The sequence below is a fragment of the Bacillus sp. LQ16 genome, from assembly GCF_057784645.1.
In genome coordinates, this window is sequence record NZ_CM173491.1 from 3,393,070 (window position 1) to 3,417,953 (window position 24,884).

A 24,884-nucleotide genomic window follows, 5' to 3' on the forward strand; every position below is an offset into this window, starting at 1 on the left:
CAATTTTTATTAGCAGTGTAGAGATCTGCTTTTTGTAATCAGCCTTGTTATAAGAGATTCTAAAACAGCTATTAATAAATTTTTACCACTCAATCACATTATCTTGACTTGTTTACCACCTTATCATTCATTATATGTCACAAAATAGAAGTCTTTTTTAGGACTTCTGTTTTGTTTTTATTCAATACGATAAACAGTTGTTTTTTGGAGGCTATACTTCGAGTTTTCAAGAATCTGTTTAGCTATTAGGGACAATTTATAATAAAAAATTATTAAAGTCTCAAATAACTTACTCCCCCTATTGTTAATTATTTTTAAATACAAAAATTTATTATCTTAAGAATGAAAAACAATAAATATAGTAAAAAATCATCTAACAATTGTTTAAAGGTCAGGAGAGAAAAAATGAACAAAATAAAAATGAGAAATTTCTTTAAAATTAGCATCCTTACTTGTATTACACTAGCAAGTTTAAGTACACCATCTACTATTTTAGCTGATAGTCATCCAGGTTACTCCTACGAATCCAATATAGGGTATCAAAATCCATCGTGGATGTCGAAAATAGAAGGTTCAACAAAAATAAGTGAAATATCTATTCCAGGGACTCACGGTACGATGGCTTTACATGGAGCGAGTTTTCTTGATGAAAATTTGACAAGAAATCAAACTATGAGTTTATCCCAACAATTAAATTCCGGAATTCGATATGTAGATATGCGTGTTAAACGTGTAAAAGATTCTTTTGCAATGTATCATGGCGTTGTAAATCAAAAAGCTGTGTTTGAAGATGTATTAAAAGAGACCATTCAATTTTTAAAAGATCACCCAACAGAAACAATATTAATGCGCTTAAAAGAAGAAACTACTCCTGAAAGTGGATCTCTATCATTTGAGGAGATATTTTTAAAATATAAAAACGTTAATGCTTCATATTTTTGGGATCCTAATTCCGTACCAACTTCAGATAGAAATAACCCTACTTTAGGAGATACCCGCGGGAAAATTGTAATCTTACAAAACTTTACATCCACTCAATTGTACGGGATTGATTACGAAGGTTTGAATATACAAGATAAATTTGAAATTGGAAGCGGACCAGACGAAATATATACAAAATGGATTGCGATAAAAAACCATCTACAAAATACAAATACTAATTTTAATAATGGAAAAATTTATCTCAACCATTTTAGTGGTACGGGGGGCGCAGCCGCATTTTTAAATAATGTATATCCTTGGTTTGTTGCAAGCGGAAAAGAGAGCAGAAATACTGACAGTAGTCCTAAATTGATTCAAACGAATTCCACTAATGCGTGGAGTGATTTCCCTCGCGATAGAAACGGACAAGTATACTATGGGGGGATGAATACACTTGGGACCGAACTCTTACAACAAGGCGCAATTAAACATTCTGGTATCATCGCAGCTGATTTTCCCGGTCCAGGTTTAATTGATAGTATCATTAAATTAAATGGTATACATTCAAATGAAAAGGAAATATTAATTTCACAAATATCATCTGAATCTAGTCCTTTATCAGGGCAACAAAATCGATCCAGCCAAAACTTTAAAATTGATAGTTTACCTGTAGGTACCAAAGAATTAAAATGGGTTATTGTGCCTTCAGAAAAAGATTATCCTTCTACTATTTCTTTCAATGTAATGATTGATGTTTCCCTAGGAATAGATTCCACTCGTTGGAAAAATATTTCACATGAATCTAGGACTGAAGCTTACACAAATACTAAATATTATATTGCAAGTCCAATTGGTGCCACTAGCAAATTCACAGTGAAAATATACGCTATTACAAATTAGAAAAAAAGAATCCCAATGGAATTCCATTGGGATTCTTTTTTAATTTCATTTCGTAAACATTAGGATGGCGTTTAAATTTTATCCCGCATTAACGGGCGCCCGTAAAAGCCCGATTGGTGAGGGATGATAATCAGTGGGGGATGAACAAAACCTTCACTGATTAAAGTTTCACTTTATTAACATATCATTTAATCCATTAGATAATTATATTTGAAACAGCCCTTAATTTTTAAAGAGCAATCCAAAATTGTTAACTACCTTTTTCAGCTTATCATTTATTCAAAACTGGCTTCCAAAGCGATAAAGCAAAAATCCAATTTGAGTCGCCATTTCCTTGATGATTTTGAACTGCTTCATACACTTTCCCCTCATGTACTACTCTATCACCTTTAGTATATGCTTTTCTTGCATCCCATTTTTCATATACGGAATCCTCTGACTTTGTTGTTACATTCAAAACATCACTTCTACTAGATTCATTTCCAGCTAAATCAACCGCCGTCACTACATATTTATACGATGTATTAGCCTTCAAATCTTTATCCATAAAGGATGAATTAGCCGCGGTCCCAATTTTATTCATAACCCCAGCGCTTTCTCTATATACAATATAATGGTCAACACCTACATTATCTTCTGACGGACTCCACATCAAATCAACAGTTGTCGCTGTTGTACCCATAATATGTAATCCTTTTGGTTGACTTGGAGCCTCTATATCTGGGATTGCATGTGTTGTCTTAACCTTTAGTTTTTCGCTTTCTTTTGATATGTTTCCAGCAGAGTCTAATGCCTTTATTGTATAGGTATATTCCGTATCTGCTTTTAACTTTTTATCAATAAAAGTTGTACCTGGTACCGTATCAATTACTTCTCCATTACGTAACACTTGATATTCTTTTACACCTATATTATCAGTAGAAGCCTTCCATGTTATTTCAACACTATTGGCAGAAACTTTAGAGGCATTTAATTCAGTTGGTTGACTTGGAGCTACTGTATCAGGTGTTTCATTATTTACTAAATTTACATCAATTACATTATAAAAGGCATTTGACGTATCTGCTACATCCCATACAGCTAAAATAACATGATAACCATTACGATCAGTTGGTACATTAATTGTATGTGTTAAATTATTTGATGCAGCCGAACCGTCATGTTTCACAGTACCAATTGGTTCTAATTCAGCACGTGTTAACGGTTTGTTAGGATCCCATCCCTTTTTTGTAATGTAATAATGCCATTTACTTGTAGAATGTGCTGCTGTATATTTCCATGTAAATGTATTTTCTCCACCCTTAATTGTGTTTTTGAACCAACGATTTGTTGTTTGTTGGTCAAGAGTTCCTCCAAATAATCCTCCTGCCGAAGCGATTTTCCCATCAATCGGTCCACCATCTGGAAACCCTTTAGGTGCTTCTAGACTTTGAGGTTCATACATTACATTTCCACAATTTAAATTTAATGCCCCATAATTCTGACTACATAAAGCAGCACGACTACTCGGTTTTTCAACAAACCCATGTGCATACGCACTTTGAGGAATCATTGTAATTGCCGTCACCCCTGCAGCCAGAACACAAGCACCAATTCCTTTTTTACTTTTTCTTAATCTTTCCAATTTAGATGTTAATTTCAAATTCATTCTTGTCCCCCCAATATATTGTTCTCGCTAATATAATAGCAATATAGGGATAAACGAACAAATCACCAATTAATATATTAATATCTCTCATAAATTGGTACATTTATTATTATTTTTAATCTCCTATAAAAATAAAGTAAATACAATTACGCTATTTTGTAACATTATGTATTTAAAGAAGACTAAAAACTCCGTTTGATTTCACAAAAAATTCAAATATTAAAACAGATAATTAAATCATGTAGGAAAAATAAATTTTTTATATTACAAAAAAAGCAAAAAAAGTCTGGAAGAAACCGATTATATCCGTTTCTTCCAGACTTTCACTTCTTTTATACCACCACAAATCCTTTAACCTTAAACATATACACTTGAGGTTAAAACCCACATAACTAATATTATCTATATATTGACTAGCTTCTAGATGTTAAAATTCATAAATTAATAGTAACAAATCAAATAAAACAAGCCTTTTAACAAACACATATAATACTCCTACTAATTCAAACTAACGCTTAATTACTCATAAAATAACTTAAGGTATCTAGCTTAACTATATTTTCTTTATTAATAGCCATTTTCTATCCTGTATTTCCTTACTTTAAACAGATTATCAAGAGATTATTAATGTCCAAGAAAAGAGAAATGATTTAAAAATCTAATTTTAATTATCGTATTTTAATAATTTGTTGTGTTATTTTTATCTAATAAGGTACAGAAACAAAGGATGAACTTCAGTGTGCTTGAGAAACGTTCTTAGGGTGGAACGTTTAAAGGGTACTTTAGTACTGAGTTTTTATTAAATGTTCCTGTACCTAATATTTAAATTAACGTATGTCAAAATATTTTACAATACGAGTATTAAACGTTACATATTTTTATATAAAATGATACATTTCATCAACAGGCCTCTTCTAATCTTTATGATAAATATAGAAAATTCAGCTCTTTAGGATTTAATTTTAGAATTCTCATAAAAGTATATAATAGATTAGGCACATAATTGTCACAAATTAATAGTTTATCTACTTTTTGATTAGCTATGAAAACTTTATTACCACTTCAATATTTACCGCTAAACTAAAGCACCTCTGTACCTACAATTTCTTAAAATTCTTTTAAATAATCTTTCAAAAGAGTCAATAGTTTTATATTTTTTATTTTTTTATTGTACATTTGTACATTTGATGTTAGGATTATGCCTATTAAAATTGAATCCTAACGATTCTTCTTTATAATTTCCATGTTTTAATTGTTAAATAAAAATATTGATTCTGATATATATTTAAAATCAGAATGAAAATGTCGTTATTTTACAATGATGTCGTGGCATACCTTTAGAATGGAAAGATATATGCAACAACGTGTTAAGGGGTTACAGGGGGAACAAAAATGAGAGACTTTTTTGATGATAAGTATAAAAATATTGAATTGAAAAGGAGGTTAATAAATTTAATAAGTGAAATTAGCGAATTCAAAGGAAAATTAGCTGCTTATCAGGAACAAAACCCGGACATATTTAATAGCTTAGAAAAAACTATACCACTACATTACATAAAAAATTTCACAACTATTTACGAGGATATAAAAGTTCCTAATAAAAGATTAAAAGAACTTATTTTAGATGATATCGTACCTCAAAATATTTCGGAAGATGCTATTTTTTGCTATTATCAAACACTTTCTTTTGTACATAAAAACTCCTGTACTTTATTAATCAATCCAGCAACTATACAGGAATTACATTTTCAACTAATACATTACATTACCTCTGACAGTGCCAAATGGCGTGAAAAACCTTTTATTATTCCAGGAATTCCAGAACATGGAATGCACTTGAATAGTTACCGCATTCTTCCGCATGAACTTATTCCACAGTTTATGGAGCAATTATGTGATCAATACAACTCATTAAATACTAGTAAGGGGCTTCATTCACTTTTATTAATAGCTCGTTTTATATTAAATTTTTATTGCATAGTCCCTTTCAATCAAGGTAATAACAGGTTGGCATTTATGTTAATGCAATTGCTGTTAATTAGGAGTGGACACACATTTGTAAAATATGTATGTTTGGATAAATATATTAAGAAACATGAATCTGATTATTACAATTCGATTTATAAATCTTCGGTGAATTGGTACTGCGAGGAACATAATAATAGCTTTTGGTTAAAAACGTTTTTAACAATTATATTAGAGGCTTACAAAGATCTTCATAACACAGTTCTAGATTCTATATGTAAACATACTAAAGTTGAGAGAATTCAGAATTTTATACTTAAACAAAAACAACCCTTTACTAAGGAAAGTATTCGTAACACTTATCCAGACATTGCAGAGAGCACAATCAGTAAGGCTTTAAATTCCTTGCAACTGTTTGGCCATATTAAGCTAGTTACAAAAGGAAGAAACGCAAAGTGGATTAAAATTTGACCATACTTTCAAGATACCTGAGGTTCACAAATTCAATAATAACTTTATCATTGAATTTCATTTTCCTTTTAAGCTATTATTACTTTTTTAGTTATTTCTAATTCCAACAAAACAGTTTATAGGAAAAGGTCCGCTTCCCTCCGCCTTTTCCTATAATAAAATTAAATATAAACATAGAATAATTGTCGAAAAAAGTCGTATTTTAATATTTTTTCTTTATTTTCTGGTTGTAAACGTTTCACTTTCATGTTACCATCTTAATCAAACAATAGATGGTAATAAAAATGAAAGTATTTCTTTCCCTTAGAAACATATAAACGTACGGTAATATCAAGAAAATAAGGCCAAAGAAATATTTGATACCTACCAAAATAATGAATAGGAATTTTGTTGCGCTGTTTTTTCTGATAATTAAGAAAATGCATTTTGTCCCTAAACAAAATTTGTTGGTGCGCAAAATTCAAATACACTAGAACATCCAAATAAATGAAATATCCTTTTTCATTGAGTATTAAGGTATGAAAAAAGAATTCTTCCTACAAAATTTAGCTGATTAACATAAAGACATCTAAATTACTACCTTTATCGCCATCTATTGTTGACAACATATTTACCAAATAAAAAGAACCTATCGAGGGTTCTTTTTATTATAATCATTCAAATTTCAATTCTATCTTAATACTTACATTTCCACACAAATTACATCTACTTTTTGCTCTCAATTATTGAATTAATAATATAGCACATCAAATTTATTAATTCTTATCTTCAATTAGTTTAAATTAGTGAATAAAATTCAATCATATAAAAATAATAAATACAACTAATCGTTATATATTAAAGAGGTGTCAATTTTGTCCTTAAATGAAGAGACCTTAGAAACTAAGACAGATAAAACCATTGAAAAGATCCAAACAAGTAACTTAAAACAACTTAAAAATACACTAGATAATATCTTTGATATTAGTGCAGATTTAATTGAACATCCTTTGCAATTAAAAACAAACACGAATATTTTACTATATTATTTTGAAGGCCTTACAGATGGTGTTGCATTAAAAACCAATGTTGTTACACCATTATTACAAGAAGTAAATGAAGACAGTCAAATATTTAATTCTAATATTATTGCTACTCATACCAAAATAGTATATACATGGAATGAAATTAAAGAAGGATTACTTGAGGGGCAATGTGTACTGTTTATGGAGAAAGAAAAGCGGTCACTTCTAATAAATACAAAAGGCTGGGCAGAGAGAGCAATTCAAGAGCCAATTTCAGAAGTTACTATTAAAGGATCCCATGATGGATTTATTGAAAATGCCACAAAAAATATAGGTCTTATCCGTCGATATATTCCTTCTACAGAGTTAAAAATCAAAAAGCTGACGATTGGAGAACGAGCCACTTCTTTAGTCTATTTAATTTACTTAGGTGATGTAGCAAACGCAGATGTAGTCCAAGAAATTGAAACTAGAATCTGTAAAATCAAAACAGATGCGGTATTAAGTATTGGAGAGCTATCTAATTATACAAAAGATCAAAATTGGACTCCTTTTCCACAGGCTTATTTAAGCGAGCGCCCAGACGCCATTTCAAATCATATACTTGATGGGAAAGTAGCAGTATTAATGGATAGATCTCCTGGTGCAATGGTTGTTCCTATGAATTTGATTGGATTTTTTCAAACCCCAGATGACTATAATATTCATTGGCTCATCGCATCATTTTTTCGCTTATTACGATTTGCAGGATTTATTATAGCTATTTTTTTACCCGCATTTTATATTGCTATAGTCTCTTTTCACTTTGAAATTATTCCTATAGACTTATACACTTCTATTGCAACATCAAGAGTCAAAGTCCCTTTCTCCCCCTTATTGGAAGCTTTTATAATGGAAATTACACTAGAAATGCTACGTGAAGCTGGTATTCGCTTACCACAACCAATTGGACAAACTATTGGGATCGTTGGAGGGATTGTAATTGGACAGGCAGCTGTCCAAGCTGGTCTTGTTAGTAACGTTATGGTTATTATCGTATCTATTACAGCCATTGCTTCATTTATTGTTTCTAATTATGATTTATCAAGTTCTATACGCCTTATCCGTTTTCCAATGATGTTATTGGCCTACTTTTATGGGATTGTCGGTATTGTTAGTGGATTAATGCTCTTATTTGCTCATTTTGTTTCACTAACTTCCTATGGTTCACCATACGGCATGCCAATCGCACCATTTCGTCTCCAAGAGCTAAAAGATTCTTTTGTAAGATTTCCTATTTCGATGATTACCACCCGCTCGAGTACAGGACAGCCGAAACAAAGAAAGAAAAAAGAAGGTGGTTAACATGGGGTATCTTAAGTTCCCAAAAGTAACTTTATTCGAATTTATTATTTTCATTCATTCGCTACAACTTGCATCTGGTATGTTAATTATGCCAAGCCCACTTGCTACTACTGCTGGTACAGATGGCTGGATTTCGATCATTCTCGGATGGATAGTTACTTCTATAATCGGTGTATTTATTATATTAATGTTACAAAAAAATCCTAACAAAAATTTCTCACAAATCTTAAAAACATACTTTGGTAAATGGATAGGGACAATTCTTTTTCTTGCATATGCCTTTTATCTATTTTTTGCTGGATTTAATACTTTATTAAAGGCAACTGATATTGTAAAAGTGTGGATATTCCCTTCCACTCCTGCTTATCAAATCACCATATTATTACTATTACCTTTCATTATTTTAGCCCTGAGTGGGTTAAGGGCTCTTACTAGTTATTCTATGCTTGTTTTCTTCTTCACGACTTGGATGCCACTATTTCTTCTTTTTTCACTAAAGACTAACTACAATCCTTTACACCTACTACCTATATTTAAAGAAGGATTATACCCTATTGTAAAAGCAACAAAAGAAACCATTACTCCTTATGCTGGGCTAGAAATTGCATATTATATATACCCATTCTTACAAAAAAAACAAAAAGCCATAAAAGGACTACTAATAGCGAATACTGGAACCATGTTTTTCTATCTATATGTTACTATTCTTTCTTATATATACTTTAGTCCAGAGGGGATAAAAGACGTAATCTGGCCAGTATTTCATCTGTTAAAAGGGGTTCGTTTTTCTTTCATGGAACGATTAGAAATTATATATATCGCTTACTATTTAATTGTATTTTCCACTACGATATATCCGTATTTATTTTTCAGTTTTGAATCTGTGACCATTTCACTTCAAAAAAACGCCCGCAATTGGGTGCTGCTTGCTTTTATGTTATTTATAGTTGGCCTATTTATTTTCCTAAATCCTGATGTGGATCAATATTTGTTTATATATTCTCTTATGGATATCTTAAATGTCGTTTTCTTTATTCTATTACCAATCTTATTTTTCACTTACAGTATTCTTTTTACTTGGATTACTAGGAGGAAACAACTTTGATTCGAAAATGGATATGGATTGTAATTTGTTGTGTATATATAATTGGTTGTAGTCAGAGAATTCCTCTTGAGAAGGTTTCATTAATCCTGTTAATTGGCTTGGATAGAACCCCTAATGGAGATATAAAAGTTGGAACAAGCATACCACTCTTTCATCATAAACAGCAAAAAAGTACTATAGAACATTGGACACAAGCATCAACTGTATATACTGGATTCAGTAAGATAGATACGAAGTTAACGGGCTTTATGACAGCTTCCAAAGCTGAAATCATTTTAATTGGGAAAAAATTAGCGCAAGAAGCAAATTGGTTGCAGGAGCTTGATTCTTCTTACCGTGATCCTTACGCTACCATTAATGCTAAAGTAGTACTTGTAGATGGACCTGCAGAAGAAATTTTTAAAATTCATAAGCCTAGTAAACCATCACTTTCATCTTATATAAATGGTGTAATTGAATCGTCAATTCAAAATAACCAATCCGTCTCTTCTACAATTCAACAATTAATGAGAGAACAAAATGAAGAAGGAATGACGCAAGCTGTTCCAATTATCAAAAAAACAAAGAATGAAATCGACACAGTAGGAATTGCATTTTTAAATCGAAAAGGGAAATATTTAACTCATATCCCTAAAAAAGATGTTAAATTTTTCAATCTTATAAATAAGCAAAAAAGTAGCGGGCGAATGATACTACACCTTGCGCTTCCTCCTAAAAAGTCGAACAAAAAAACAAACACTTCTATCTTCGTACAGAACGCGACAAGGAAGGTAGTTGTTAATTTTCAAAACGGAAAGTTTGTATTTAATCTCGATATATATGCTAATGTAGCTTTAATAGAAAAAACCAATGCGAATTTAATTAAGGGACACTATGATAATAAAAAAAATATAAATAATTTAAAAAGGGCTATTCAAAAAGAAATTAATAATAATTTACAAAATATGTTGTATGAAATACAGCAGAATAAAATTGATCCAATCGGATTATCCCTATATGCTAGAGCATTTCAATATAAAGAGTGGAAAAAAGTAAAAGGTGATTGGTTGCAAGCGTTAGCAGAGGCTAAAATAAATGTAAAGACGCACGTCAAAATAAAAGATACTGGGACCATTAGAAATTAGACTGGGATTTAATAGCATTACTCAGTAGTATTTTTTCTCTTAAATAATTATTATGTAAAAAATGCTAACGTAAAAAATCTTTCCGTTCTTTTAAAAGAGAAATAATTCAACTACGGTAATCAAACACCAGTTTCTAATTTAGTGAGCTGAAGAAATTATAACTCTGTTGTAGTAGATATGCCCGATTCCATTCCGATTGTAATCCATGACATAGCGTCAAAGCCTAAATTCCTAAATTAAGGAATTTAGGCTTTTTGAGTTCGCAAGAATATCTTGGTTTTAGTTCTATGTACCTTACTACAATAATTACAGGGTCTTTGTTTATTTTATTTGCTTTTAGATAATACACACCCAATTTCAGTTAAAATTGTTTAAATGTTAATTAATTTTTAAAATGATATATCTATAAGCTCTTTTAGCAAATATAATATATGTATAATATAATATTATACATATATAACCAACTTGGGGACTATTATTAGTTTTCTAAATACAGACTTAATTAACACTATACAAATAGTGTTAATTATCTTAATTGAATATTAGTAATAGTAAGTATAAACATTATCAATTTACTATATATTACATTTATGTAAAAATAGATGTATGTTAAGCTTATTCAAAATCTTTCCCCTAATAAAGATTTGAAGTAGCATTTCATGATTCTCCTTACTGTTAATATGCCTTGAAAAAGAACCCTATAGGGTTCTTTTTCTTTTCATTATAACCTCAGTAAGTCCTTATTTAACATGTAAAAAGGACTGCTAATTACTTGCAGCCCTTTTACACGTTAATATACACTTGTATTAAATACTTAATACTTTATTGTATTAAGGCGTTTATAAAAACTAAACATGCCATTATCATTTAAATATATAACACTTCAAAGTTTAGAAGTATACAATAACAAATCTTTCCCAGCTTCCAGCTACATAACTAGTAGCTGTTAATTCTCTACCACCATTTGCTGATATATATCTACCATTACTTAATGCTTGTAATACATATATCCTATTGTCTCCACCATTATATAAGATAAACTTTTCCCATGCCCCAATTGATGTACGATCTGCTACTACTCTACCATTTGGCTCAAACGAAACATACTTCCCATTACTTTTAGCTTTTAAAGCGTACGTATATAATTCCCCAGTCGGAATTAATTCGAATTTCTCCCATTCATTAACTGCATTACGATTTGCTATTACATTTCCAAAAGGCTCAGCGGAAACATATTGTAAATTTGCTGCCTGGATAGCAACTGTCCAACTTCCATTAAATAAATTCACGCCTTTTAGTGAACCTGCTTTTGATAGGTTGGCTGCCGATACATCATTCGATGGGGTAATCATCAATATCATTAAAACCATCGACAACACCATTAAAACTAACTTTTTTGAGATTGCACTACCACTTGCACGTGTTATGAACCTTTTCATTCCCATTCCTCCCTTAATATACAGAACTCATATACATCATACTAAATATGTAAAATATTGTAATATAAAAGTTGATTTATCAACAAATACCTTACTATTCTGTTTCTTTTTTCTCAAATCTATAGCACTTAAACATGTATCAATTCTCAAGCACATTTTTTAAATTATTTTCTCCTGATAAAAGAATGTAGCAGTTGATAGCAACGAGAGTATATACAAAAGAGAGAATATTTTCATTTCACTTCTCTTTAAATAAAAGCCAAATAGCCGTTCATAATGAACGACTATTTGCATCTAACTAATAATTAGAATGTTTTTCATGTTACTCTATTTTGTTTAATCCCGTTGAAGTTACTTGATAGGTTCTTTTTTTGCCCATATATTCTTGTTTATTATTCTCAAGATTAATAAGTATAGCGCGTGTTTTTTCTTTTACTGCTTCCCCTTCTATATGGGTAAACTCAATGTAATCCCCCACTTTTACGGGTACGGTTTGGCTTTCAGCAGTTTGCTGTCTATTTCCCACTATTCCCTTATTGTACAAAATACTACCGGTTGAATTCTTTACTGTAATACTTGCATACGTATTATTAAAGTAAGAATGTGGTACGCCCGCTTCTAAATTCACCTGCATTTTCTCTGTTGTCTTATTATAATCTACTTTTGCGATTTCTCTATCACTATATCCTTTTAAAGACCACCCAAAATGATTTCCATCTAAAACCGTTGTTTCTGGCATTTTTTCTACTTTCTTCAAGCCTTCTTTTGTAACTTGATATCTTGCTGTTTTTCCAATGGTTTCATTTTTGTTATTTTCAAGGTTAATTAAAGTTGCTCGCGTTTTTTCCTTTGTTGCTTCTCCTTCTATATGGGTAAATTCAATGTAATCCCCTACCTTGACGGGCACAGTTTGGCTTTCGGCATTTCGTTGTTTATTTCCCACGATTTCCTTATTGTACAGAACGTTACCAGAAGAATTCTGGACCTTAATACTCGCATACGTACTAGCAAAATAGGAATGTGGTACACCTGCTTCTAGTTTTACCTTCATCTCTTCTACCGTTTTATCATAATCTACTTTTGCAATTTCTCTATCACTATATCCTTTTAATGACCAGGCAAACTTGTTTCCTTCTAAAATTGTTGCTTCTGGCATTTTTTCTACTTTCTTCAGACCCTCCTTTGTAACTTCGTATATGGCTTTTTTTCCAAAGCTCTCTTGTTTACTATTATCTACATTTGTAAGAGTAGCTCTATGTACACCTTCTAGATGTGTTAACTCTATATAATCGCCTACTTTGACTGGAACTTTTTGCGATTCAGCATTTTGCTGCTTGTTTCCATAAATCTCTTTGTTATAGACCACTTTACCTGATGTGTTTTGCACTTTAATACTTGCATATGTACTATCAAAGTAGTCATGTGGTACACCTGCTTTTAGATCAATTTGCATTTCTTCTGTTGATTTATTTAAATTTACTTTCGCAAATTCAAAATCTCCAATCCCTTTCAGCGACCATGCAAATTCATTACCTTCAAAAATGTTTGGAGACTCATTTTTGATTTGTACCTTTTTCTCAACAGTTTGATCAAATATATCCGTTAATACAATCTTTGCATAAGCATTTGTTGGTAATGATATAGATTGACTGATTACATTTTGATAGGATTTAATATCATTAATTACGTTAATAGGTTGGCCCGTCATATTTTCATTGTTATAAATTTCAATTTTCCCCTTAAATTGCGGTGTACTATTTTCTTTTAGTTTCCAAGATACATTTAATTTTTCATTTTCATAATATATAGATTGGATATCAAAATCTAGTTTTCCTATTTCAGGTTGAGTAGGTTGATTTAGCGTGAATATTTTTCCTGCCCCAATAGTAGACTGCGTATTACCTCCTGCTTTGACCCATACATATTCTGAAGTAGATCCTCCATCATATTGATAAGTATTATCATGCGTTCCAGAAATACTTTGATTATTCCAAGAACTCCATTGTTTATCAACTAATTTTCGGCTATAACCATTTTTTAGGCGCGCTTCTCGAACATTCTGTCCACTATCAGCCCAGTCTTCTTGAAACATTCCTAATCCATGATTAAATGCAACATTAGCAACCGGAAAGTCCATAATTGCAATTTGATGCCATTTATTCTTTGTTACATCTTTCATCCATTGTCCAAATTTAGTATGACCATTTTCTTGCCATGAACGCATTGTCATTGTGTACCAATTGTAGTCTTTCCAACCATAAGTTGTTTGAACCTTCATTCCTGTTCCTTCTCCTCCAAAGGGTCCAGCTTGCGAATTCGGAGATAAGTATTCGGCCTTTATTGCTTCTTTAGAGGAAATTGGATCCCATAAGGCAAAATGTAAAGTACGTTTTCCATTTTCATCAAACCCACTTTGTTGTTGAAAACCAGCATATCCTCCAGCTTCACCACCTGCATTCCAGTTGTGTACAGCCCAGTACGTATAAGGTGGAGTCTGAACTGGTGACCAGTCTATACTAATAATATCTGAGGCAGGTATATTTTGGGGACTCACATAAACTGCTGGAGCAGCTGAATGTGTTGCAGCTTTAGTGTGCCAAATAGACGTTCCAAACATAGAAAACATGCTACATGTTGCGGTCATTATAATAACTTTATTAAATCTTTTCTTCGTTTTCTGACTAATCACTAATCTACATCCTTTTCTAATTTTTATTATTGAATAATAACTTAGTAGAGAAATCTATCAAAATTCAAACAACATCCAGTAAATCTTTAAAATACTGCCCCAATTTTATGTTGTTCTATCTTCACATCTGATTCTTACATGTTATTTGATTGTAAGTGGTTTCCATAAAGATAACGCAAATATCCAATTCGGGTCACCATTTCCTTGATGATTTTGAACCGCTTCATACACTATCCCTTGATGTTCTACTTTATCGCCCTTTGTATATGCCTTCTTTGGATCCCATTTTTCATAAGATACATTTTGATCTTTGGTTTTTACCGGAAGAATTTCACTTTGAATTGATGTATTTCCAGCTGCATCTACAGCCTTCACTGCATATTTATATTCCTTATTAGCTGTTAAGTTTTGATCAATAAATGTCGTTCCTTGTACGGTTTGAATCAATTGTCCATCACGTAATACCTGATATTCTTTTACACCTATATTATCTGTAGAAGGATTCCATTTTAGCTCTACACTGTTAGAAGTAAGATTGTTTGCATATAATCCTTGTGGCTGTGTGGGAGCTTCTGTATCTGGTTTCGGATTAACAATTTGATTTACTTTTTTCAGGCCATCCTTTGTAACTTCATACATTACTTTTTTATCAAGACTTTCACGTTTATTATTATCTAAATTTATTAATGTTGCCCTCTCTCCGCCTTCTAAATGTGTAAGCTCAATAAAATCGCCGGTCTTTACTGAAACTTTTTGTGTTCCAGCATTTTGCTGTTTATTCCCATAAAACTCCTTGTTATATACTACTTTACCTGATGTGTTTTGCACTTTAATACTTGCATATGTACTATTAAAGTAGTTATGTGGTACACCTGCTTTTAGATCAATTTGCATTTCTTCTGTTGATTTATTTAAATTTACTTTTGCGAATTCAAAATCTCCAATCCCTTTCAGCGACCATGCAAACTGGTTTCCTTCTAATATATTATTTACATTAGGCATATCTGGTTTAATTGGATTAGCATCCGTACCCTTCCAAATCTCTGCTGTTAAAATTGGATATCCTAATGCAGCTACTTTTTGAATGGTATCGTTATTTGGACGTAATCCCCACTTCTCAAAGAAAGGAATCAAATTTTGTTTGGCTACTTTTGATGCTGAAATCATAAATAATTGTTTTTTATTTTCATCAGTTTGTGGAAGTTCACTTGAAGGCATGTCTCTATACAATTGATGCAATTTAGGATAGAAATCCTCTCCATACGCTAACTGTAGTTGCCAAAGCATAACAAGCTTTACAAAAACATCGCTAATTTCATCATAATTTTTATTCACTTGCTCTAGATATTGAAATGCTTTTGGATAAATTCCACTTTTCTCTAAGTTGGATGGTTGATTAAATGCTTTTTCTACAGAAAGGCTGTATATATTATTTTGTACTTCTGTCATATTATAAAACTTCCAGGGCGATTGTTGTCTCAAATGTCCTGCCTCATGCCAAGGGCCCCAGCCATCTGTTATAAATTTATTAATATCTAACACGTATTGGATTGCATCTCCTACATATGCTGTTCGATAAGAAGTTGCATACATATAATAATCAGGAGAATGATTTTCTTCTACGTAATGAACATAATGTTTATCTACTTGTTCTTCAGATAATCCAGCTACTTTGTCTTGAATTCGAGTAGCTTCATCCATCTTTTTTAAGAGTTGTACAGGATCTGTATTAGAACCCAACAAATATTTCTTAACACGTGCAGGGCTGGCCGTAATTAATACACGTTCTCCTTTTAACTCCACTGCATGTGCATTAGGATACTGGTCCAGCATGTTTATTAAATCTTGTTTCGTATGCTTTCCTAGTTCAAAGAAAGGCGTAGTCGTTCCACCTGTTGTAATTGTTGTTCGAATGCTATCTCCTTGTTGTTTATTATAAAAATAAATCATCCCCCCATTTGGAGATTGGATTGTGTTTATACCAGGTTTTAATGTAAATGATTTTATCTTAGAATCTTCTCTCCAAGAAGCATCATACGAATACGTTCCAATATATACCTGAATATCTTGATTACCTTCTACATTAATCGTTATTTGTTCATTTGGCTTTGCATATAAACCAGTTGGTTCATACGGACTAAATGCCATACTTTTTCTTTCCTGTTGTTTTAATACCTCAACATCCCCTTTTCCTGGGACTGTAAATGTTCTATTTTCTGATTTAACTGACTTTTCACTTTGCAGTGATGTCGATAATTTTTTTTGCTGCTCCTTTTTCTCTGCAAAGACATCTGATGAAGACATCATTCCAGTCGCAAGCATAGTTACTGTAGCAGTAGCTGCAAGTATTTTTCTAGTTTTGTGTTTTGAATTATTCCCCATATTATCTCCTCATTTTTCCTTAATACTTTTAAGAATTTTTTTATTTTCTTCTTCATGTTTTTACACTCTAAACTATTCATACTATTTAAGTTGTGTCTATTACTCTATATTTTTTCATAAATATCTCCTTTTCTTTATTTATTATTGTATATAAATGTTATTTGATGACACATTAAATAACAACTTTACGATAAACTCATCGATAACAGCTTATTATGTTTTGATTCTGTATTCTAAACTTCCATCCGATTGGAGAAATATACCCAATTGGAGAAATAAGTAAATAATTTTCAGCATATAAGGATTGAAATCTCACGAAAAATTCATAAAACTTTTTTACTTTAAAGGTTAATACAATTGCAACCACATTTGTTTAAGTCTCCACCTTTTTTGAAAAAAAAGCATCTAATTCCATTTGAATTAGATGCTTACTTTTAGTCCTTAGGACAAATATTCTAAACTATTTATGTGCTTGTAAATCGTTTTTTATTACTTCCCAGAGTGAATTATCTTGAGGCATCGGTTTACCCTCTTCATCCCATTTTATTTTTCCGGTTCCCAATTCATAATTCATCCCTGTCCATGTGTCTTCACGGAATGCATAGAATGATTTATGCCAACCTTTTTGGTTGAAGATAGAAATAAGATCTTGCATGTATTGGGTAGCTCCTGGAACAGTACGGTTAATTCCAAACTCCTCTGCAATAATTCGATTAGATGATACATGATTTTTCTTAGACCATTGTTGGATTGGCTTCAAAAATTTCTCTAATCCCTGCTTATTCCACATTACAGGTTTCTCTAAATCTCCTACTTTTACTAATCCTGGATATTGATACTCCTTGTTTTGTTTTTCACCTTGACTCGTTAATTCATATGGTTCATACATATGAAATGCATATAGTGTTTTTTTATCATTTACTGGTTTTAAATATTTAAAGGCCCATGGAGTAGCATATAAACCTGAATCTAAAATAATCGGCGTTTCCTGGTCTACTTCACGAATGGAATTGATCACTTTTTGATACAATCTGTTTAAATCGGCTGTCGTTCCCTTCACTTTTGAATACCATTTCTCATAATCTTCCGTCCAAAAATCATTATATCTATTATTTTTAGCTGTTTCTGGATGTGGTTCATTTATAATATTATAACCAACCACCGCAGGGTGATCTTTTAATTCCAGAGCAAGATCCTTCCAAAATTGACTTGCTTGTTCTTGATACTTCTCTTCTTCCCATATTCTGTCGTCATTCTTGTTATTATTAAATTGGCGCCATCGATCACCAGGTAAGGATAACATTGTAAGAACAACTTTCATTCCTTGTGATTGTGCGGCATCTAAATCCGCCTTTAATTTTTCTAAATCCTCCTTTACTAATCCCTGATAGTTATCTGCATTACCTATCAGAAAATCCTTTCCATAAGTATCTGGTTTATCCTCAAATAGAAAACCTTTATCTTTTGCCCATTTATCAGGTGCTAAACGTACATATTCAATATTAGCTTCTTTTGCACTTTTATAGTTTTCAGGTAATGACGTACTATTCATGAAATTAGTACCCTTTCTTTTCGAATCCCAAAAACTAATTTTTGAATCGCCCTTGTGGTATGTATCAGCTCTTACATTCATTTCCTGTACTCCAAAACTCATCATGCCTAATAACGCAACAATTGGCAAAATTTTTTTCACAACTTTTCCTTCTTTCTCTTTATATTTAACACACATAACATACCTTTGTTTTGTTACAGGAATATGGCAATTCCCCAAAAATTCCTTTTTAGTTTATAAGATCGCAGCGCATTCATAAAAATGAAAGAGATAATTAGAACATTGCTTCATTTTCAAAGAAACAAAAAAGGAATCCTTTACGGATTCCTTTTTGCAATTCACTCTTTTTCAAATGGTACATTTTGCACCTATTTTTAGTATACCTTATAATTCCTATAAAATAAATAAGATTAAATGAAATTCACTTCAAATTGTGATAGAAAACATAATTAAGAAGCGCAGATAACTAAATATTATCCCTTTTATTAAATAAAAAAGATTAAATAATTCTCCCTCCAAACTAGGACCCCTTTACACTTTTTACAAATATTGTTATAATTAGATAAACCAGAGCATTACCCCATTAACAAAGGGACTCCATAATTGGAGTCCCTTTGTTAATTAGCTATTAAAAATGATAGCATGTGATTATTGTATAATTTCTTCCTTTTTTAGATCTGCATATTCTTCTACGAAATCCCCTAAACCTTGCTTTTCGAAGTAAGAAATACTTTTTTCACTTCTTCTAAGAGTTTAATTGCTTCATCTTCATTAAGAGAACGTAAAATATTGAAATGATATACATACTCTTCATTTCCTAATCCCATACAAACTGCTAATCCTTTTTCAAATTGCTTTAAGAATATACAAGCTGTCCCTAATGCGTTTTCACAAGAAGCAATTTTCACCTCATATCCCATTAGCCCAAAATACCAGGAATATAGATACTTATTTTACTTTCAAAGGCTGAAACCTTGCTGCATAACTACTGAAAATAAACATAAGAAAGACGTTCAAATCCATATGGATAGAACGTCTTTTCACTTTACTTTATACAGATACTGATTTTTCACTTATTCATTTTGCATTGTACTTAAAAAATCGATAAATTCATCTTCATTTACAGGTTTACTGTAGTAATAGCCTTGAATTAGATAACATGCATTACGTTGCAACACTGTTAATTGTTCTTTCGTTTCTACCCCTTCTGCTATCACTTTCATGTTTAAAGTATGAGCAAGTGAAATAATGGTTTGTATAATTTCATCTCCATCAGTAAAAGTTCCGATCCTATTAACAAATTCTTTTGGAATTTTCAAAGTATCAATTGGATAAAGAGGCAAATACGCTAGTGAAGAATAACCTGTACCAAAATCGTCAATTGATAAATGTACACCATATGATTTTAATACTTTTAACTTCGATAAGGTTTCTTTTTCATCTACCATTGCTATTCGCTCTGTTAATTCCAAATCAATTGAATTAGCAGGTACTCCTATCTCTTCTATGGTAGATATCATTGTTTGAACAAAATCTTTCTGTTCAAACTCTATAGCTGATAAATTTATCCCCATCTTTAGATTTGAATAGCCCGCAGAATACCATTCTTTCAGTTGTCGACACGCTTTCTGTAACGTCCACTTCCCAATTGAAATAATCTGCGCCGTTTCTTCTGCGATAGGTATAAACTCAAAAGGAGAAATCAGCCCAAGCTCTGGATGTTGCCAGCGTATTAAAGCCTCTGCACCAATAACCTTACCTGCCTTACTATCAATTTGTGGTTGATACAATAAAAACAACTCATTATTTTCAATTGCATTTGGTAAATCCTGTTCTAATCGTAATCGACGAGTTACTTTTTGTGATAATGTCTCGTCATACATACAAACAGCATTGTTACCTTTTTCCTTTGCGCTATACATAGCGATATCAGCGTGTTGTAAAAGTGTAGTAGTATTTATTCCTCCAAATGGATACACTGCTATTCCTATACTAAGAGATAAGTAAAAACTATGCTGATTTACTACAAATGGTTCTTCAGTTATACGAAATAGAGTTTTACACAAATCCAATAGCTGTTGCTCCGTTTGGTTATGGACAATGATTGCAAACTCATCTCCACCTATTCTTGCTAGAGGAATAGTCGGTGACAGACATGTCCTAAAACGTTTGGCAACTTCTTTTAAAACTCTGTCACCAATCGAATGACCCAATGTATCATTAATGGTCTTAAAGCGATTTAAATCAATATACAGGAGCCCGAACTTATCCTGTGTTTTTTGTGCACGCTTAATGGATCTATCTAATTCTTGTTGGAAGAATATACGATTTCCAATCTCCGTCACCGTATCATGGAATGCAAGATAATTTATCTCATCCTGTTGTTGTTTCATCCTCGTTATGTCTTTTACCATTACATAACTCCCAAAGGTTTGTCCTTCTATCATAATAGGAACTATAGTGACATACCAAAAGAGGATATCCTTCTCATTGTTATTTTTCACACGTAACTGTAACGAAGATGAACTACATCGTTTCCCTTTCTTTATAGCCGATTCCAATTCAGATTTATCTTCATCTAAAAAAATAGAGAAGCACTCTTTCCCTATTAATGCAGCACTTTCTTTTCCTAATAACATACTTCCAGCCTGGTTTATATTTAATACGATACCATTTGAATCAATCGTTAAAATAGGATCTGGATGATACTCATATAAAGACTTAAATCTCTCTTGATTTTTTACCAAATCATTAGATTTGTTTATTAAATCCCGTGTTCTTTGAATTACTGTTCGTTCTAATTGATTATTAAACACTTTTAAGGCCTCGGTTAAATCCTTGTTTTGCATTCGTACAATTGTATGACGAATCAGTACAAATACAAAAGCAATACAATTTCCCGTAATCAATGTAGCTGAAGAAGTTTGTTCTTTCAAAGTAAAGCCAATTAAGACTGCAACTGCAAGATAAGGAAATATGACAAGAAGTTTCTCTCCAAATGTTGGATTGACAATAAAATAATTTCTTTTAGAAGAAGTATTCTTTGGAATTGTAGCAGCAATAGCGATAAATAATAGGAAAACTCTATACAAACACCTTAATAATATAACTGAACGATCTGACAAATCATCTTGTAAGTAAAAATATAAGTAGTCCGTAATAGCCAATCCAGTTAATACTAGGATAAAAATAAACAATTTACTTTTTGCATTGAAAATAGCAGGTCGAAAGATTAGTGTAACTCCAAGTAATAGAAGCAATAAATCTATAATCGGAAAAATAAATGAAAGAAAAACATCTCCAATTGAAAAGAATAAGATATTTGCAGAAGGTTTATTAAATAGGTACCACTCTAATGTAAAAATAGCAGTAACAACAATGCATAAATCACAAAGTAAATACGCTTTCTCCCATTTGTTACATTCCATCATAATTTTATAAAAAAACGCAAAGAGAAAGAAAAATAAGAAAAACAACAAAAATACATCAGAGATACTAAAATTTTGTATTGGTAATTCTACATTAAGTACTTGAAAAGCAGATATGAAATTTCCTATCAGGAAACACCCTATCGCAATAATTATGCAAATCCAGAATACTCCTAACTTAATTTTTCTGGATAATATAGAATACAGTAATGAAATAAATACAGTAGTTTCAACAACTAAAGATGATAGCCGGATATTAAAATCTGATACGAAATAATGATTCGGAAGAACAAATAAAAATATACAGCAAAAGCTTATATAAGCTATTAAAGCCAATATCAATACATAAAATTGCACATATGCATGTTTACGCAATGGACTCACCTTCTTGAGTTTTTTCTATACTTTTATTAAGAAATGTCTTGATAGTGGCACAACTCCTACTAATTAAAATGTGTGCTATCTATTATCCATATTATGACCTTTTTAAAAGATTTTTTTCTACATACAACAGTCTTATTAACTTTTTGTAGATTTTTACAATTTCCAATACTGAGGATTCCAAAAAGGATCAGTTAAAAAATGTAGTTTTTCAATTATTTGTGCATCGTAAATTTGGATTGTACAACTTATCTACTCTTTAAATATGAGATAAAATCTAATCCTCTATTGAATTATAGTTAGTTGCTAACTGTCACACTTAAAAAGGAATGAAAATATACTATCTTTAACATAGAAATTCGAATTAGTTTTCGAAACTAACTGTAACAATTATAGTTACAACTTAGATTGATGTCAATTTCATCTTTCCTCCTTACTCAAAGAATTATAAATAATCTAGGATTAGGTGAAGCTGAAGCTGATATTGCATCTCTCTAAAAAGAATGTTACTCTAAAAATAGAATTATGAAAGGAATGATGGATGAATAATGATTAACTAATTTATATTTTAAGTTGAATTTTATAACTTCAAACTACAAAATATAGGGTTAGTCTATCCATTTTTAAAATTCAGTTCATACTTTATTTGTCATGATTCAAATGATTAATAAGTACTTATTAAGTATAGACGAAAGACTAATCCTTCCGATTACAATTGGGGGATTTTTTTATTCCCGTTTATGTTAGTTGGAACTTATTAATTGTTAAATGTACCTAACAAATAAAGGAGCGAGAAAAATGAGTACTTCAGACACTATTGTTACACATGTAATGCTCTATATAAGTCGTTAATATCCATCAAACTTATATAGAGCAATTAAAAAATGGATGGATGTTCCGACTTTATACGAAACGTTTCGATATATAAAGGAGGAATTATTATGTCAATGATAAAAGTCCAAGATTTAACTTTTTCATACCCAGGTAGCTTTGATAATATTTTTGAAAGTGTAAACTTCCAAATAGATACGGATTGGAAGCTAGGATTTATCGGTAGAAACGGACGAGGTAAAACGACATTCTTTAATTTATTGTTAGGGAATTATGAGTATGGTGGGAAAATCCTTGCTTCGGTAGAATTCAATTACTTCCCCTACTCTGTTGCAGATAAGAACAAATTCACTCATGAAATCCTTGAAGAAATTTGTCCCCAAGCAGAAGATTGGGAATTTCTGCGTGAGATATCCTATTTAAATGTTGATGCTGAGGTCATATACAGACCATTTAAAACATTATCAAATGGGGAACAAACAAAGGTGTTGCTTGCTGCACTGTTTTTAAATGAGGGCCAATTCCTATTAATTGATGAACCAACAAATCATTTAGATACTGATGCACGAAAGATAGTCTCTGATTATCTAAGGAAGAAAAAAGGATTTATTTTAATTTCACATGACAGAATCTTTTTAGATGGGTGCGTTGACCATATCCTATCTATAAATAGAGCAAATATTGAAGTTCAGAGTGGTAACTATTCTTCTTGGAAGTTAAATTTTGATAGACAGCAAGAGCACGAAGAGGCTACAAATGAGCGTCTACAAAAAGACATAGGGAGATTAAAACAGTCTTCCAAGCGTTCAGCAAGTTGGTCTCATGATGTGGAAGCTTCAAAAAATGGAACGAGGAATTCAGGCTCTAAGTTGGATAAGGGGTTTGTAGGTCATAAAGCAGCCAAGATGATGAAAAGAGCAAAAAACCTTGAATCAAGACAACAAAAAGCTATTGAAGAAAAGTCAAAATTACTAAAAAATGTGGAGAAAACTGAGTCCTTAAAATTGGAACAATTACAATTTAAATCAAATGAATTGATTACTTTGGTTGATGTGTCCGTTAAGTACGATGACCAAATTGTGAATGATTCGATTAGCTTCATAGTTGAACAAGGTGACCGAATTGTACTTGATGGAACGAATGGGAGCGGAAAAAGTAGTATCCTAAAACTAATTCTAGGACATCCGATACAGCATACAGGCTTAGTTATTTTAGGTACAGGACTCATCATTTCCTATGTCCAACAAGATACTTCTCATTTAAGGGGATCGCTATCAGACTTTATTGAACAGCACAAGATTGATGAGACCTTATTTAAATCCATCCTACGTAAGATGGACTTTGACCGAATTCAATTTGAGAAAGATATATCTCATTATTCTGGTGGACAAAAGAAAAAACTGCTTATCGCTAAAAGCTTATGTGAAAAAGCTCATATATATATATGGGATGAACCACTAAATTTTATAGATATCTATTCCCGTATGCAAATCGAAGAGCTTATTCAACAATTTAATCCCACAATGGTTATTGTTGAGCATGATAAAGCATTTCAACAAACAGTTGCAACAAAAACTATATCTATGTAGCTCAAAACGAATACTTGAAAATATAATCAGCAAATTGAGTCATTGAATTATAAATACTTTAATGACGTGTTGAAAAAAGCCTAATTTCTCTACAATACATTGAGAAATTAG

General features: G+C 31.6%; 13 protein-coding genes. 6 read left to right on the plus strand and 7 right to left on the minus strand.

Features of this window, described 5'->3' with window-relative positions:
• Positions 1-405 precede the first annotated feature (405 nt).
• Positions 406-1,821, plus strand: a complete 1,416-nt coding sequence (locus tag AC3EMB_RS17080) for a phosphatidylinositol-specific phospholipase C (protein ID WP_089171538.1) — start codon at positions 406-408, stop codon at positions 1,819-1,821.
• A 271-nt stretch (positions 1,822-2,092) separates the two neighbouring features.
• Here AC3EMB_RS17080 and AC3EMB_RS17085 read toward each other — a convergent pair whose 3' ends face one another.
• Positions 2,093-3,469, minus strand: coding sequence for a lytic polysaccharide monooxygenase (locus AC3EMB_RS17085; RefSeq protein WP_089171539.1), 1,377 nt, complete (start codon positions 3,467-3,469; stop codon positions 2,093-2,095).
• 1,392 nt (positions 3,470-4,861) lie between these two features.
• Here AC3EMB_RS17085 and AC3EMB_RS17090 point away from each other — a divergent pair.
• The 4 genes from AC3EMB_RS17090 to AC3EMB_RS17105 all read left to right on the plus strand — a co-directional run bounded on the left by AC3EMB_RS17090 (position 4,862) and on the right by AC3EMB_RS17105 (position 10,482).
• Complete coding sequence (locus AC3EMB_RS17090) at positions 4,862-5,905, plus strand: Fic family protein (protein WP_001204212.1); 1,044 nt, start codon at positions 4,862-4,864, stop codon at positions 5,903-5,905.
• Between the two features lie 854 nt (positions 5,906-6,759).
• Complete coding sequence (locus AC3EMB_RS17095) at positions 6,760-8,253, plus strand: spore germination protein (protein WP_016080747.1); 1,494 nt, start codon at positions 6,760-6,762, stop codon at positions 8,251-8,253.
• Position 8,254: 1 nt separating this feature from the next.
• A complete protein-coding gene (locus AC3EMB_RS17100; protein WP_075678058.1) occupies positions 8,255-9,358 on the plus strand; it encodes a GerAB/ArcD/ProY family transporter in 1,104 nt (367 codons plus the stop codon).
• Positions 9,355-10,482 carry a Ger(x)C family spore germination protein gene (locus AC3EMB_RS17105; RefSeq protein WP_016080745.1) on the plus strand — a complete coding sequence of 376 codons (1,128 nt, stop codon included), beginning with the start codon at positions 9,355-9,357 and terminating at the stop codon, positions 10,480-10,482. Before AC3EMB_RS17100 ends, AC3EMB_RS17105 begins: the two co-directional genes overlap by 4 nt.
• A gap of 890 nt (positions 10,483-11,372) precedes the next feature.
• Here AC3EMB_RS17105 and AC3EMB_RS17110 read toward each other — a convergent pair.
• The 6 genes from AC3EMB_RS17110 to AC3EMB_RS17135 form a co-directional block, all read right to left on the minus strand.
• Entirely contained in the window at positions 11,373-11,921 is a 549-nt protein-coding gene (locus AC3EMB_RS17110; protein ID WP_095690417.1) for a fascin domain-containing protein, read from the minus strand.
• A 322-nt stretch (positions 11,922-12,243) separates the two neighbouring features.
• Entirely contained in the window at positions 12,244-14,610 is a 2,367-nt protein-coding gene (locus AC3EMB_RS17115; RefSeq protein ID WP_095690416.1) for a putative mucin/carbohydrate-binding domain-containing protein, read from the minus strand.
• A gap of 141 nt (positions 14,611-14,751) precedes the next feature.
• On the minus strand, positions 14,752-16,992 hold the full coding sequence (locus AC3EMB_RS17120) for a M60 family metallopeptidase (RefSeq protein ID WP_095690415.1): 2,241 nt from the start codon (positions 16,990-16,992) through the stop codon (positions 14,752-14,754).
• 460 nt (positions 16,993-17,452) lie between these two features.
• Positions 17,453-18,721, minus strand: coding sequence for a glycoside hydrolase family 5 protein (locus AC3EMB_RS17125; protein WP_014482097.1), 1,269 nt, complete (start codon positions 18,719-18,721; stop codon positions 17,453-17,455).
• A 524-nt stretch (positions 18,722-19,245) separates the two neighbouring features.
• Entirely contained in the window at positions 19,246-19,464 is a 219-nt protein-coding gene (locus AC3EMB_RS17130; RefSeq protein WP_488517179.1) for an aspartate phosphatase, read from the minus strand.
• A 153-nt stretch (positions 19,465-19,617) separates the two neighbouring features.
• Entirely contained in the window at positions 19,618-22,347 is a 2,730-nt protein-coding gene (locus AC3EMB_RS17135) for a sensor domain-containing protein (protein WP_001225479.1), read from the minus strand.
• Positions 22,348-23,294: 947 nt separating this feature from the next.
• Here AC3EMB_RS17135 and AC3EMB_RS17140 point away from each other — a divergent pair.
• On the plus strand, positions 23,295-24,773 hold the full coding sequence (locus tag AC3EMB_RS17140; RefSeq protein WP_016080735.1) for an Lsa family ABC-F type ribosomal protection protein: 1,479 nt from the start codon (positions 23,295-23,297) through the stop codon (positions 24,771-24,773).
• Positions 24,774-24,884: the final 111 nt, after the last annotated feature.

Excerpts from the sequence above, each read along its gene's own strand:
- AC3EMB_RS17080 (WP_089171538.1), top strand. The coding sequence starts at position 406 with ATGAACAAAATAAAAATGAGAAATTTCTTTAAAATTAGCATCCTTACT.
- AC3EMB_RS17085 (WP_089171539.1), bottom strand. The coding sequence starts at position 3,469 with ATGAATTTGAAATTAACATCTAAATTGGAAAGATTAAGAAAAAGTAAA.
- AC3EMB_RS17090 (WP_001204212.1), top strand. The coding sequence starts at position 4,862 with ATGAGAGACTTTTTTGATGATAAGTATAAAAATATTGAATTGAAAAGG.
- AC3EMB_RS17100 (WP_075678058.1), top strand. The coding sequence starts at position 8,255 with ATGGGGTATCTTAAGTTCCCAAAAGTAACTTTATTCGAATTTATTATT.
- AC3EMB_RS17110 (WP_095690417.1), bottom strand. The coding sequence starts at position 11,921 with ATGAAAAGGTTCATAACACGTGCAAGTGGTAGTGCAATCTCAAAAAAG.
- AC3EMB_RS17120 (WP_095690415.1), bottom strand. The coding sequence starts at position 16,992 with ATGGGGAATAATTCAAAACACAAAACTAGAAAAATACTTGCAGCTACT.
- AC3EMB_RS17125 (WP_014482097.1), bottom strand. The coding sequence starts at position 18,721 with ATGTGTGTTAAATATAAAGAGAAAGAAGGAAAAGTTGTGAAAAAAATT.
- AC3EMB_RS17130 (WP_488517179.1), bottom strand. The coding sequence starts at position 19,464 with ATGGGATATGAGGTGAAAATTGCTTCTTGTGAAAACGCATTAGGGACA.
- AC3EMB_RS17140 (WP_016080735.1), top strand. The coding sequence starts at position 23,295 with ATGTCAATGATAAAAGTCCAAGATTTAACTTTTTCATACCCAGGTAGC.